The 11,374-nt window shown below is 69.0% G+C and carries 13 protein-coding genes; 1 reads left to right on the top strand and 12 read right to left on the bottom strand.

Translation table 11 applies throughout. From position 1 onward, the window contains the following. Nucleotides 1-105 precede the first annotated feature (105 nt). From MWU52_RS11195 to MWU52_RS11160, 8 genes are all read right to left on the bottom strand, one after another. Nucleotides 106-501: a GNAT family N-acetyltransferase gene (locus tag MWU52_RS11195; RefSeq protein ID WP_246952038.1), complete on the bottom strand. Its 396-nt coding sequence runs from the start codon at nucleotides 499-501 to the stop codon at nucleotides 106-108. Further along, the gene (gene tsaB, locus MWU52_RS11190) at nucleotides 498-1,148 is read right to left on the bottom strand and encodes a tRNA (adenosine(37)-N6)-threonylcarbamoyltransferase complex dimerization subunit type 1 TsaB (RefSeq protein WP_246952036.1); all 651 of its coding nucleotides are present in this window, start codon (nucleotides 1,146-1,148) and stop codon (nucleotides 498-500) included. The genes MWU52_RS11195 and tsaB overlap by 4 nt, the downstream gene beginning before the upstream one ends. Nucleotides 1,149-1,233: 85 nt before the next feature. After that, nucleotides 1,234-1,794: a NifU family protein gene (locus tag MWU52_RS11185; protein WP_246952034.1), complete on the bottom strand. Its 561-nt coding sequence runs from the start codon at nucleotides 1,792-1,794 to the stop codon at nucleotides 1,234-1,236. Nucleotides 1,795-1,873: 79 nt separating this feature from the next. Continuing rightward, nucleotides 1,874-3,397 (bottom strand): serine protease, encoded by a 1,524-nt coding sequence (locus MWU52_RS11180; protein WP_246952032.1) that lies wholly within the window; start codon nucleotides 3,395-3,397, stop codon nucleotides 1,874-1,876. A gap of 73 nt (nucleotides 3,398-3,470) precedes the next feature. Next, nucleotides 3,471-4,895 (bottom strand): serine protease, encoded by a 1,425-nt coding sequence (locus MWU52_RS11175; RefSeq protein WP_246952030.1) that lies wholly within the window; start codon nucleotides 4,893-4,895, stop codon nucleotides 3,471-3,473. An 18-nt stretch (nucleotides 4,896-4,913) separates the two neighbouring features. Then, complete coding sequence (locus MWU52_RS11170) at nucleotides 4,914-5,369, bottom strand: universal stress protein (protein ID WP_246952028.1); 456 nt, start codon at nucleotides 5,367-5,369, stop codon at nucleotides 4,914-4,916. Between the two features lie 59 nt (nucleotides 5,370-5,428). Continuing rightward, the gene (locus MWU52_RS11165) at nucleotides 5,429-6,520 is read right to left on the bottom strand and encodes a hypothetical protein (RefSeq protein WP_246952026.1); all 1,092 of its coding nucleotides are present in this window, start codon (nucleotides 6,518-6,520) and stop codon (nucleotides 5,429-5,431) included. After that, nucleotides 6,517-7,380 carry a branched-chain amino acid aminotransferase gene (locus MWU52_RS11160; RefSeq protein WP_246952024.1) on the bottom strand — a complete coding sequence of 288 codons (864 nt, stop codon included), beginning with the start codon at nucleotides 7,378-7,380 and terminating at the stop codon, nucleotides 6,517-6,519. The genes MWU52_RS11165 and MWU52_RS11160 overlap by 4 nt, the downstream gene beginning before the upstream one ends. Before the next feature lie 126 nt (nucleotides 7,381-7,506). Between MWU52_RS11160 and MWU52_RS11155 the strand changes: the two genes are divergently transcribed. After that, nucleotides 7,507-7,998 (top strand): YdcF family protein, encoded by a 492-nt coding sequence (locus MWU52_RS11155; protein ID WP_246952022.1) that lies wholly within the window; start codon nucleotides 7,507-7,509, stop codon nucleotides 7,996-7,998. Here the strand turns inward: MWU52_RS11155 and MWU52_RS11150 are convergent. The 4 genes from MWU52_RS11150 to MWU52_RS11135 all read right to left on the bottom strand — a co-directional run bounded on the left by MWU52_RS11150 (nucleotide 7,970) and on the right by MWU52_RS11135 (nucleotide 11,356). Continuing rightward, nucleotides 7,970-10,066 carry a glycosyl hydrolase family 28-related protein gene (locus MWU52_RS11150; RefSeq protein WP_246952020.1) on the bottom strand — a complete coding sequence of 699 codons (2,097 nt, stop codon included), beginning with the start codon at nucleotides 10,064-10,066 and terminating at the stop codon, nucleotides 7,970-7,972. The two genes, MWU52_RS11155 and MWU52_RS11150, sit on opposite strands and share 29 nt — an antisense overlap. Nucleotides 10,067-10,189: 123 nt before the next feature. Beyond that, nucleotides 10,190-10,375 (bottom strand): hypothetical protein, encoded by a 186-nt coding sequence (locus MWU52_RS11145; RefSeq protein WP_246952018.1) that lies wholly within the window; start codon nucleotides 10,373-10,375, stop codon nucleotides 10,190-10,192. A gap of 65 nt (nucleotides 10,376-10,440) precedes the next feature. After that, complete coding sequence (locus tag MWU52_RS11140) at nucleotides 10,441-10,833, bottom strand: DUF4864 domain-containing protein (RefSeq protein WP_246952017.1); 393 nt, start codon at nucleotides 10,831-10,833, stop codon at nucleotides 10,441-10,443. Between the two features lie 85 nt (nucleotides 10,834-10,918). Beyond that, nucleotides 10,919-11,356, bottom strand: coding sequence for a GNAT family N-acetyltransferase (locus MWU52_RS11135; RefSeq protein ID WP_246952015.1), 438 nt, complete (start codon nucleotides 11,354-11,356; stop codon nucleotides 10,919-10,921). Between the last annotated feature and the right edge of the window lie 18 nt (nucleotides 11,357-11,374).

Genomic DNA, 11,374 nt, shown 5'->3' with positions numbered 1-11,374 from the left:
CGCGGGGTTGGACCGATGGCGGCCCCCCGCGCCGCGATTGATGCAGGCGATAAGGCCGCAGGGGAGGGCGAAGGTCAACCGGAGTCTGGGGGCCGTGACCCCTCGTCAGAACGACTTGCGCAGGATCAGGGCATCGACGTCGCCGTAATAGGCGGCGCGGCGGCCCGCCCCGGTCCAGCCCGCCCCGCGATAGAGCGCGAGCGCCGCGGCATTGTCCGCCGCCACCTCCAGGAATGCCTGTCTGGCGCCGCGCCGGCGCGCCACGTCGTCGAACCCGGCCATGAGCGTCCGGCCGACGCCGCGCCGCCGCGCTCCGGCACCCACCACCAGCGTCAGCAACTCCGCCTCGTCCGCCACCACCCGGCCCAACAGGAACGCGTCCGCGCGCACGACGGCGAAGCCGCCCGGCGCCGCCAATGCCGCGCGTATGCTCGCGGCCGACCAGCGTGTCGCGCCATCGAAGGCGGCCGCCTGCAACGCGGCCATCTCATCGGGCGTCACGGCAGGATGACCGGCGGCGCGTCCGAGGGCGGGGCCGCATCGGCCGGACGCAGGTAGAGGGGGGCAGGGCGCGGCTGTGGATCCCCGAACCGCCGCGCCGCGATGCGCGCGATCGCCGATGCCGGTGCGAACGCGGCCGGCGCGTGGGGGATGCCGTATTCGGCGGACAGGTCGGGTGAATCCTGCCCGACCAGCGTGATCCCCGGCAGGACCCATCCGGACAGATCGCCGCGCGCGATGACGGCCGGCCCGCGCTCCGCTCCTGCGCCGTGCCGCTGGATATAGAGCCGGTCGCGCGGCGCGTTCAGCGTGGTCAGGGCGGGCCGCGGTGCATCGAACGCCAGCGCGTCGAGCAGCGATACGCCGATTGCCGGAATGCCCAGACCAAGCGCCAAGCCGCGTGCGGCTGCAACCGAGATGCGGATGCCGGTGAAGTTCCCCGGACCGACCCCGACCCCGATGCAATCGAGGTCCTGCAGCGTCACGCCGGCCTCGGCCAGCGTCTCCTCGATCGCGGGCAGCAGACGCTCGGCCTGGCCGCGCGCCATGTCGGTATAGTCCGCCGCGCGCACGTCGCCGTCTTGGAACAGCGCGGTTCCCACCCATGGCCCCGACGTGTCGAAGCCCAGAACGATCGGTGCGTCCATGCGACCTGCCAATCCTATCCGAAGGCGCGATGCCGCGCCGCGCCGTTCGTCATCGGCCGTGCCGCGTCAGACCGGCACCAACGGGTCAGAGCCCGACGGGCCGCACCTCCAGCACCTCGGGGATATAGTGGCGCAGCAGGTTCTCGATGCCCATCTTCAGCGTCATCGTCGACGAGGGGCAGCCCGCACAGGCCCCCTTCATCTGCAAATAGACCACGCCCCGGTCGAAGCCGTGGAACGTGATGTCGCCGCCATCCTGCGCGACGGCGGGGCGCACGCGGGTGTCCAGCAATTCGGTGATCTGGCCCACGATCGCACTGTCGGCCTCGTCGTGGTTGGCGGCGTGCTGGGTCTGGGCCTCGCCTTCCATCACCGGCTCGCCGGACTGGTAATGCTCCATGATCGCGCCCAGGATCGCGGGCTTTACATGGTCCCATTCGGTGTCGTCATCCTTGGTGACGGTCACGAAATCGTTGCCGAAGAACACACCGGTGACGCCGCCAATGTCGAAGATACGCCGTGCCAGGGGCGATTTCGCGCCCGCATCGGGCGTCGGAAAATCGGCCGTTCCGGTGTCGAGGACCGTCTGCCCCGGCAAGAACTTCAGCGTGGCCGGGTTCGGCGTCGTCTCGGTCTGGATGAACATGGGGCACCTCCGGTTCAGGGGCCTTATGTGATCCTCCGTCCGCCGTCTGTCAATAAGTTGGAACGATTCTAAACGGCCCCTATCCGTCGCAGCGGATGGCGACGACGGCGCGTGACAGGGCGCGGGGCGTGTCGCGGGTCAGCGTGGTGCGCCGGGTGTGCCCGTCGGAATAGGGCACGCCGAACGCGTCCAGCCGCCCGCGCAACGCGTCGTCCCGCAACAGCGTCCCGCCATCCTCGGCGGCGCCGCTGGGCGGCAAAGCCACGCCGATCACCCGTCCGTCCGACGACAGGAACGGGCCGCCATCGCCGCGCGGCGCGATGCGGACGTCATGACGCAACCGGCCCCGGCGGTCGGCATCGCCCAGGATCCGGCCGTCGCGGGCGGCGACCCGCGCGCCCTCCAGGCCCGCGCGCGACAGCAGGCGCACCTGTGCGCCGCGCTCTGCGGCGCGGGGCGATACCGGAAGCCAGTGCGCCGACCGCCCCGGCGCGGCCAGCACCGCGACACCGGCCGCGTCGTCCCGCCCGATCACCGAAAGCGACGTCCCGTCGACCAGTTCCAACCGCTCGCACGCCCCGACAACCTGGGCCGACGTGACGATGTCGGTCGTGTTGACATAGAAGCCCGACGCCGCGCCCCGGCTGCGCTCCCGCTCGCGGGCCAGTTCGCGCAGGCGTTCGGCCTCGGAATCCTCGCGGTCGTCCTCGTCGCGGTCGCGGTCGCTTTCGCGCCTCAAGGTCTCGGCCAGGACGCTCCCCATGAGCCCGACCAGCAACTCCTCGAAGGAGGCCTCGCGTTCGGGCGCGCGCGGCTCAGGCGGGCGCGGGCGTTCCGGGACGGGCAGCCGACCGCCATCGGCATGCAGCAGCGCGTCCAGCGTCCCCCCGGCAGGCGGCGTCAATTCGACCGCCGGCGCGCGTTGGAAGCTGGAAGCGATCAGTCGAAGATCGTCGGCATGGGCCGCGTCCGCGATCACGATATGCGTTTCCCATCCGCCATCGTCGCGGTCGGAGCGGACATAGGCGTCGCGTCCGCCGCGCATGCGGGCCGCGGTGATGATCCGGCGGTCGCTCTCGGTGCGGTAGGGGGTCGTGCCCGGCTGCGAATCCGCCTCGATGGCGTCGTGCAGGTCGTAGGGGCGGACGAAACCGCTGCGCTTGACGATGACCAGCCCGCCGTCCGAGGTGGCGTATCGCGTCTCCTCTGGCGTATCGGATCGCGTCAGCCGGCCCAGCGGCAACAGGTGACCGACCTGCGCCCTGGCGTGATAGACCGGGGCCCAGCCGCCAAGGCGGCGCTCGCGCTCGAACCCCCGAAGCAATGCGCGCACGTCGTCGAAATCGGGGCCGTCGCCGCCCCGTTCGCGCGTGACGTAGGTCTCGAGCGCACGCTGACTTCCCCCACCCCAGGCACCGTCCAGAAGCGCGTCGTAGGTGCCGTAATGCGCCAGCGCGGCCTGAACGATCTGAACCTCCTGCCGCGTCAGGTCGCGCGCGTCGAAATCCTGCGCGAGCGAGATCGACTGTGCATTGGCACCGCCGATCGCCGTCACGAACCACAGAACGACGCTGACAAAGGCGGCAGGTATCCTGCAAATCATTGGCAATCCCCCATCTGCTGCGGGATCCGAACCCAGCAGTCCGTGCGCATCCGGCCAATGCGCTGGAACTACTTTAGCTAGGGTGGCACTGCACTGCGACAACCGGGTCTGTGATCGCCATCGGAAGCCCGCGCGAAAGGTCGCGGCTGGGGGTATCAGGCACGGTAAACTCAACCCGGGCTTTAGCAAGAAACTGGCGTAGAGGCTCGAGGGCAGTGGCCGCATTCATGTTTTGGGGAATCGTGCCGGACTGCTCCAAGGTCCAAAGGTCCGATGCCCGATAACTGATCACGCCGATGACTCGACCATCGCCATCCAAAAGCGGACCTCCGCTGTTTCCCGGTTGCACGGGCGCCGTGAAAGTCAGGACGTGATCTTCACCAGCCAGTCCCTTCATGGCGCTGACGTTGCCGCGCGTTACGCTCAGTCCTTGTCGGAACATGCCAGCATAGGGAAAACCGACCGCCACGATGGGTGCACCGAGTGCCGCGCGAACTTCCGTTCCGAGTTCCAGCCACGAGTTCGAACGTCGGGCGGCGCGGAGCACGGCGAGATCCGTCTTTTTTTCGGCAGCCAGAAGAAGCAGCGGGGAGTTGTCCGCCAAAGACAGCCGCGCGCATTCGGAGACAACATGGGCAGCAGTGACGATATCGGTATCGTTGACATAGAAGCCCGTACCGGAGCCGGTTGAGCGCTCGTTCGAAACGCCGGCCGCGGGCGGCGCGGACCCCCGGGGCGGCGATTCCATCATGGCGGCGAAGTAGCCATAGTCCGGTAGGACAAGGGGATCGACCCGGCTATTCGTAAGGCTCGCGACCACGACCCGGGCGCGAGCCGCCTGCCGCCTCGACCACTGCACAAGGACTGTCTCGAAATATCCGCCGCGGGTGATCGTACGCAGATAGACCTCGTCGCCCGACGGGAGCCTGCCCTTCGTTACATATGCCTCGGCCGTATCCGCTCGATAGACGGGAACGGGCGCTGTGTGGGCCTGCTCCAGCCAACGGTGCATTTCGGATGTGCCGTCTGCCGTTCGCCAGATATGGCGCACGATGAGATCTCGATCCGGGGTCCGAAGCTCCGCGTAGTCAGGCCCCTCATCTCGGATCAAGATGCCTATTGGCAGCAGCGCCGACGTTCCTTCCAAGTTCAGGTCCTGCCAGGTCGCGGTCTCAAAGTCGGCTATGAACGGATGCAGAGTAAGTAGAACTTCGGCCTCAGTCGGCGTCGGGCCGGCGGCCGCTCGCAACGCGTCCGCGCTTCGGGCGCCCCACGCGCCGTCGATCAGACCCACATAGAATCCACTGAAGGACAACGCGGCCTGCAGGAAGCGCGTATCCTCCCGCGTCAGGCGGTTTGCGTCGAAGCGATCACTGGGGTCGGCCTGTATCGGGAACGCCACCAGGAGAAGGAGAAGGGCAATGCGGATCATACGTTGCATGGTGCAGGTAATTCGGTCGAGATCGCGGAAAGGGTTGGTCGTGGCTGCGGCATTCAACCAGTATTCCGAGATATTTCAGGCGATCCCTTCCAGTTGCTCCTTCGACAGATCGCCCGGCACGATGGTGATCGGCACCGGCAGGGTCCCGGCCGACCGGGTCAACTGCGACACCAGCGGCCCCGGTCCCTTGCCGTCGGCGCTGGCACCCAGAACGAGGACGCCGATCTCGGGGTCCTCGCTGACCTGGGCCAGGATTTCGGTCACCGGCTCGCCCTCGCGGATGACCAGGTGCGGCTCCAGTCCGTGCTTGTCGCGCATCCATTTCGCGAAGACCTCGAAATGCGCGACGATGCGTTCGCGGGCCTCCTCGCGCATGATGTCGCCGACGCCGATCCAGTGGTTGAACTCATCGGGCGGGATCACCGACAGGACCTCGACGCCGCCGCCCGTGTGCTGGGCGCGGAGCGAGGCGAAACGCATCGCGTTCAGGCATTCGCGGCTGTCGTCGAGAACGACCAGAAACTTGCGCATGGGCTCCCCCGGACTTGGCGAAGGGCAGAATGACGCCGCGGCGGGGCGCTGTCCACTGGCTAGCGGCGCGGTCGCGGTCCGGCCGGGCCGAGGGCGGGCGTCGCGGCACGGGCTCCGGGCATCGCACGCGGCGCTGGCGTCAGTGCCCGCAGCACCGCGGCCCCCAGCCGCGCCGCCAGGATCGCCCCGATCTGCACCATGCAGAGCCAGGCCAGCGCGAGCGTCCCCGCCGCCGCGCGGCTCAGGCGCAGGGTCGCCCGGAACGCCCGACCCTTGCCCAGGACCGCCAGCGTGCGGCCCGTGCGCGGCCCCATCGCCTCGGCCACGCGGGCCAGGCGCGCGGCGTCCGTCGGCGTGTCGACCAGCCGCGCCAGGCGCAGCGCCTCCGCGGTCGAAGTGGCCTCGCGCACCCGCCCCATGTCGGCCGCGATCGCGGTGGCGACCGACAGCCGGGCCATGTCCGTAACGGTATCCAGCGGCGCGGCGCCGCGCAGATAGGCCGGCACCGCCGACCAGCGCACCGGGATCGTCAGATGCCGTGCCAGCGACGGCGTCAGGCTGCCCATCCGGCGCGCCGTCCGCAGCAGGCCCGCCCCCGCCTTGACCGTGACCGACGTGCCTCCGGTCACCAGAACCGCCCCCGTTGCCGCCAGCCCGACCAGCGCCAACCCCGCGTCCAGCCTGTCGACCTCCGCGCCCGAGGCCCAGGCCACGCCTGCGCGGCGCAGCGCGTTCGCATCACCCAGGGGCGACATCTCGAAGGGCACGGCGCAACTCGCCAGATGCGCCAGCGTGGGGCAGGCGGCGATGTCCGCCATGCAGGCCGCGCAATCGCCGGCGCTCGCCAGCCACCCCTCGCGGGCCGCGATCATCGCCTCCGCGGCCGACAGGTCGATGTCGCGTTCCAGATCGCGGGCCAGGTCGATCAGCATCGCGGCCCGGTCCACGTCTTCCGACGCGACCGCCGCGGCCAGTTCCGCCTCGATCCACGGTGCCGTCGCGGTGCGCCGCACGCGATGCTCCAGCGTCAGGATCAGATCGGTCGCCCCGCGCTCGACCAGGGGCGCGGCCAGCGGGTTGGTCGACAGTGCCCAGCCCGTCGCCGCCAGCGTCGCCAAGAGCGGCGCGGCCCGGACGAGGCGCAGGATCATGCCGCCGAAAGCGCCCAGTCCCAGTACATCTCGCGCACCCGCCGCGTCACCGGTCCGACCTGATAGGACCTGTGGTCGAACGCGGTGACCGGCGTCACCTTGGTCAGGTTGCCGGACAGGAACACCTCGTCGGCGTCGCGGAAATCGTCGAAGGTCAGCACCGTCTCGTGCACGTTCACCCCGTCGGCGGCCAGGTTGGCGATGTGCCGCGCCCGCGTGATCCCGGCCAGGAACGTGCCGTTCGCCGCGGGCGTGAACACCTCGCCGTCCTTGACCATGAAGACGTTGGACGTCGCCGACTCCGCGACGTTGCCCATCGCGTCCGCCACCAGCGCGTTGCCGAAGCCCTTGGCCTGCGCCTCGGCCAGCATGCGCGCGTTGTTGGGATAAAGGCACCCGGCCTTCGCGTCGCAGACGGCGCTTTCCAGCACCGGGCGGCGGAACCGCGTCGTCGTCAGCGTCGTGGTCTTGTCGGGGCCGTACATCGGCACCTCTTCCAGGCAGATCGCGAAGCCGGTCTCGGCCTGCGACGGAACCAGTCCAAGCTCGCTGCCGTGGATGCCCCAGTACATCGGCCGGATATAGATCGCTGCATCGGGGGCAAATCCCGCCAGCCCCTCATGGACCAGCGCGACCACGTCCGCGGGCTCCATTGTCGGCCGCAGCATCAGCGCCTCGGCGGAGCGGTTCAGCCGCGCGCAATGCCGGTCCAGATCGGGCGTGACCCCCTCGAATCGTCGGGCGCCGTCGAACACGCTCGACCCCTGCCACGACCCGTGATCGGCTGCGCGCATCACCGGCACGTCGCCATCATGCCACGTCCCATCGAAATACGTGCGGATCACCTTGCCGAAGGCCATGTCGCGGCTCCTGTTGCCTGTACTGGCGCGAACGATAGGAGCGCGGCCGGGCGGCGTCCAGCACCCGGCCCCTTCCCGCCGCGCCGCCCCCGGGGCAGGGTGCGCGTCATGCCCATCGAACAGCCAATGCGCCGACGCGTCGCGATCGTCCTCGGCGCTGCCGTCCGGCCCGACGGCACCGCCTCGCCCACGCTCGACCTGCGCGTCCGTCACGCGGTCGACCTTTGGCGGCGCGGGCACGTCGACGCGATCTGCCTGACCGGCGGCCGCGGCGGCCACGGCCCGCCCGAGGCCCAGGTCGCCCGCGACCTCGCCCTGTCGCTGGACGTCCCCCCGGATCGCTTGCTGGCCGAGACGCAGTCGGCCAACACCCATCAGAACATCCTGGGCGCACTGACCCTCCTGCGCGAAACCGATGCCATCATGCTGGTCTCGAACCGCTGGCACCTGCCGCGCGCCTGGCTGATCGCGCGCCTCATGGGGCGACGCGCCGCGCTCTCGGGGCCGCCCGGGCGCATGACGGGCACCCGGACGATGGCGGCGATCCTGCGCGAAGTCGCCGCCATGCCGAACTCGGCCCTGCGCGCACTCAGGTCGGGGCGTCGCAACGGGCGGTGACGAAGACCTTGCCCTTCACCGCCTCCGACCAGGCCACGCGGACAGACTGGCGGTCGCCGCCCACCTGTCCGCGGGCATGGGGCATGGTCCAGACCGTCCCGTTCGCCGCGTCGAGGATCGGCCCGTCAGGCTGCACGGCGGTAACCACGCGGACCTCGCCGCCGAACGGCATGAAGTCCGACAGGTCCAACTCCCAGGTCGACTGGGCCGAATTCTCGACCAACGGCGCCGTGATCGGGTTCTGGAACTGCTTGCGCACCGCCTGGAACGTGTTGGAATGGACGTTCACATCGACGAAGCGCGCCGTGTCCAGCGGCGCATGCGTGGTGTCGACGAAATCGACACGGTCCAGCGCCTGCCCCTGGATGGTCTTGAAGTTGTTGCCGGTGATGGTCAGCCCGTTGATGAAATGCCCGGCCCCGAAAGGCTTGATGTGGATCGGGCGGTACCCCGCGGTGACGTTCGACGAAAACAGGATGTTCCCGATGATCTGAAGGCCGCCGAACGACAGCTCCGACTGGAAGTCGGGATGGCCGTCATGCTCGTTGGTCCACTGCAGATAGCAGTTGTCGACATAGTTCGCGACGAAGACCGTCTTGGCCTGCGCCTCCGCGAAGACGATCCCGGCCGTGCGCTGCCCGCCGCTGTTGCTGTCGCCCTGAAAGAAGTGGTTGCCGCTGACGATGTGGCCCGACCCGCCCATGACGGCGAAATGCTTGAACCGCACCGCTCGGTTGTTGCGCACCTTGACGTCGTTCTTGTTGACGTTGAACGCGATCGTGTGCCGGTCGGGGACGTCCTTGGCCTGCTCGCTCGACAGGAACTGGCACCGGTCGATCAGCATGCCCTGGCAGCCTTCGTGATGGCTGGTGATCGCGCGGTCGCGCGGGCCGGTGAAGAAGCAGTCCTTGACGTGGAAGATCAGACCCCCCGTCGGCAGCAGGATGCCCGAGCACCGATCCGCCATCAGGAACTCGACATTCTCGAGCGAGAACCGCTGCAACACGCTGAACCCGCTGAAATCCAGCGCGTATTTGAACCGGCGGAACGTATAGGTCTGCCGTCCCGGCGCCCCCCAGAGCGCGGCACTCAGGCGCACGGTCCGGCGGTTCACGTCGACCGACGAGACATAGACCTCGCGCCCCACGCCTTGCGCGGCGGTCACCAGTGCGCCGACCGGCACGTTGGCGACATTGGCCACGTTCGACAGCTCGCGCGGGTCGGCCGGATCGAAATCGCAGCCCGCGGTGACCGTCTCGGTGTCGAAGGCCGGCGTGTCGCGGATGTCCAGCTGTCCGTTCCGGATCGACCGCTGGTTGGCATAGGTGTCCTTGCCATGGACGGCCGCCTGCACGTCCAGCGGCTGCGTCAGCGACACACGCCGGCCCATCATGTCCAGCGTGTCGTGATCGGTAAAGTGGAACAGGGCCTGGATCGCGCGGCGGAATCCTTCCTCCTCGTCGCCGAACGCATCGACATAGCTGTTCAGCTCGAAGTTCCGCGTCAGGCTCAGGCGCTTGGACACGGGCATCTCGACCCGTCCCTCGAACCGCACCGGCGCGTTGAACGTGACGTGATCCTCCAGGCGATACACGCCCCGCGACACCAGCACCGACCGCCCCTCCGCGGCCGCGTCGGCGGCGTGGAACGCGTCCGTGTCGTCACTCGTCCCGTCGCCCTTCGCGCCGTAGTCGCGCACGTCGACCCAGTCCATCATGTCGCGCAGGAAGGCCCCGGTGACGTCCTCGACGGCGATGTCGTCCACCCGGACCGATCCGCCGTTGCCGCCGACCAGGTCGAAACCCAGATGGGCATAGGCGACGCCCGCGTCCCAGGCCATGTCCACGCCGCCGCGGTTGCCGGTGCCGACGATCGCGGTGACCGTGGCGATGCGGCCATAGGCATTCAGCGGCACCTCCGCGCCATGGGTGACGGGCCCGCTCGCGACCTGGCCGTTCGCCTTGACCGGCGTTGCGGCGGCCCGCACGCGCGGCAGGTTCCCGGCCACCGCCTTCACCCGCACCGTGATCCGATAGTAGCAGCCCGGAAGGATCGGCGTCGCACCCATCCATCGGATCTTCTGCACATTGGCCGTCTTGACCAGTTCCAGGCAGCCGCCGAAATCCTGATCCGCCGGGACGATGGCGGCGTTGTCCTTCTCGGCATAGGTGTCCGATCCGGGCAGCCCATCCTAGCTGGACCAGACGCCCAGCCCCGACGCGAAGGCCGGGGGCGCCAGGGTCAGTCCGTCGGTGATCGCCTTGTTCATATCCGTGCCCTTCCGAAGTTCCGCAGAAACGAGAAAGGACCGCCCCGGCGCCTCGGCGCCCGAACGGTCCTCGAATGTGTTGCCGGCGCCGGGCTGGTCCGGCGTCATGTCGGGAAAACTCGGCCCGAGCGGTTAACGGATGGTTAAGTTCCGGCCCGTGCGACCGGTGCGGCTCAGGCGCCCACCTCCGGCGCGGCCAGGATCTGCACGCCGGCGATCTTCCAGCCGTCGGGTGTCTCGACCATCAGATAGGCCAGCTTGTGCAAGCGCCCCGCGCCGTCGGTGATCAGGATCTCCTGCCGCCAGGTCGCGCCGTTGTCGCGCGCACCCAGATATTCGACCGATCCGGGCTGCCAGACCATCGGATAGCCCCGCCGCACCATCGTGCCGAAATTCTCGGACGTGCCGAACATCCCGCGGATATTCGGTGCCGCGTATGTGAAGGCGGTGTCGAAATCATCGGCCTTGAACGCCTCGATCTGGTCGCCGATCACGCCGCGGATCGCACCCTCGTCCGCCTGCACGGCCGAGGCCGCCAGAACCATCACCGTCGCCAGAACCTTCATGTCGCACCCTCCTGCGTTCAAACCCTAGTGCCCCGCAGTCACGGATCAATCGCGGCAGAGTTTCATGTCACGGCGGTCCGGCCCCTCATTCGTCCATCGCGCCGTCCCAATCATAGACGACCACCGCACCCGTCTCCCGCGCGGCCAGGCGGCGATAGAGCGCGCGTGCCGCCACGTTGTCGGTCTCCGTCGCCAGCCAGATCCCCCTGCATCCGCGATCCCGCGCCAGGCGGATCAAACGATCCACCAACGCGGTTGCGATGCCCTGCCGGCGCCACGCCGCTTCGACCCCGACCTCGCTCACGAAGAAGGCGGGCGGCTTGTCGGGGTGCAGCAGCACGTTGCCCGAGGCGAAGCCGATGACGTCCGCTCCGGTCGCGGCGAAGATCATCTCATGCCCCGTATCCGACACGAATGCCGACAGCATGTCCGGGTCGACAGCCTTGTCGAACACGTCCGCCCCTCGCAGCGTCGGCGCGTTCTTCGCCGTCAGGACGTGATACGTGACCTCGCGCTCTTCCATCGCCTCCCCTTGCGGAAG

This window comes from Jannaschia sp. S6380 (assembly GCF_023015695.1).
Lineage (GTDB): Bacteria > Pseudomonadota > Alphaproteobacteria > Rhodobacterales > Rhodobacteraceae > Jannaschia.
The sequence above is the reverse complement of the archived record's forward strand: the minus strand, read 5'-3'. Positions and strand labels throughout refer to the sequence as shown.